Below are 1,536 nucleotides of genomic sequence, written 5' to 3' on the forward strand. Positions count from 1 at the left end.
AAGAATAGTTCGTAACCTGTTTCCATTGAACAAAAATAATTATTTTTTGCTTTCTCCACAACTTTCCGGGGTGATCCGATATCGTCGTAGGGGCGGTTCGCGAACCGCCCAAAGCCCTGTAAGGGCGATACATTGTGACACAGGATGTTACTGGTGCCGCCCTTACAGGGCTAAGAGGGGAAGGGAGACGTTTTCCTTAACCCAAGGCTCACGCCTTGGGCTGAGATCTGCCGGGCTTACAGCCCTAAGACAACGTCGCTATTTGGGCGGTTCGCGAACCGCCCCTACGAGGCCGTTATATTTGCCGATCATTGTTTTATACCCATCGAAAAATTTGTATATTTTAGTGTGTACTTTCCGTTGATAAACAGGATTTCCCATGGGTGAATAGATTTCAATGTCTCTTTGAGAGCTATTACCAAAGGATGATTGCCATCCTCTATTGTTTTTCGCATAGGACGTAGGGAAATGGAATATATTTCGCAATCTTTCAAATGTCCGTCATCGGTCATTTGAATATTTTTTATTGCAAAAATTATTTGCTGACCTTTATATTCAGGGAAACGCTCCCATGGAAACCTGCGAATAATTTCATCTTGTACATCCTTCATATTCAGACCGGGCTTTTTATAGTTATGGAAAGTAGCCGTTTCCACTACTTTTCCATTGGTAATGTGTAGTATTCGCTCTGTTGCCATGTTACGGTCGAATCCCGAGTGTACATATCTTACTAAATCACCTTTTCCGGCTCGAAATTCACCGCTTAGCCAACGTGCTTGGATTTTTCCATTCTCATAATAGGAGGTAAAGGGCATTTGTAATGCTTCCGTATTGTATATCAATGTGGAATCTTCCTGGCCTGTCTTATCATATACATATACTTCTATGTGTTGCAGACAAAGATAATCGTCCTGTATTTCCCAAAAGGCTGTATATCCTTCCCAATTACCTGTTGAGACAATATGATTATCAGGAATAAAAGCCATCAAATGCTTATACAAAGCGGAATCCATATTTATCGGTTTAGCCATTAAAACCCAACTCTCTCCATCGAATGAGATAATATCCCCCGATAGCCCTGTTGCCTTGGCTTGTAAAAAGACGCACAGGGACAAGATAGCGATGAAATAATTTTTAATGCGCATAAGCCCTCCTTTTTAATAGTGTGTATTATCTTCAGTAGTTTGAGGAAGAAATGAATTCCTTTATTTCCTCCTCAGTAGGAAGCTCTATCATGTACTTCTGCACAAATATATTTGGATCTAATCCGGCAGTAGCATACTTTACTAATGTATCTCCCTTTTCGGTGCAAAGCAAGATGCCGATAGGCAGATTATCATCCGGCTGCATCACTTCCGTTTTGAAATAGTTCAGATACATATTCAGTTGTGAAGCGTATTCATGACGGAACTTGTCTATCTTCAATTCTACAATAACATGGCATTTCAAAATGCGATGGTAGTTTACCTGAGCGGGGGCATCGCTGCCCCAACTCGGCTTCAAAACCGTACGTGACAGTTTCCCGTCATACGGCTC

General features: G+C 41.6%; 2 protein-coding genes. Both read right to left on the bottom strand.

Annotated elements, in window-relative coordinates:
* Positions 1 to 308 precede the first annotated feature (308 nt).
* Positions 309 to 1,145 (bottom strand): hypothetical protein, encoded by an 837-nt coding sequence (locus DWU89_RS20350; protein WP_115501448.1) that lies wholly within the window; start codon positions 1,143 to 1,145, stop codon positions 309 to 311.
* Positions 1,146 to 1,176: 31 nt separating this feature from the next.
* Positions 1,177 to 1,536: PDDEXK nuclease domain-containing protein (locus DWU89_RS20355; protein ID WP_244205966.1), on the bottom strand; the 360-nt coding region annotated here is incomplete at its 5' end.

The organism is Parabacteroides acidifaciens (assembly GCF_003363715.1).
Taxonomy (GTDB): domain Bacteria; phylum Bacteroidota; class Bacteroidia; order Bacteroidales; family Tannerellaceae; genus Parabacteroides; species Parabacteroides acidifaciens.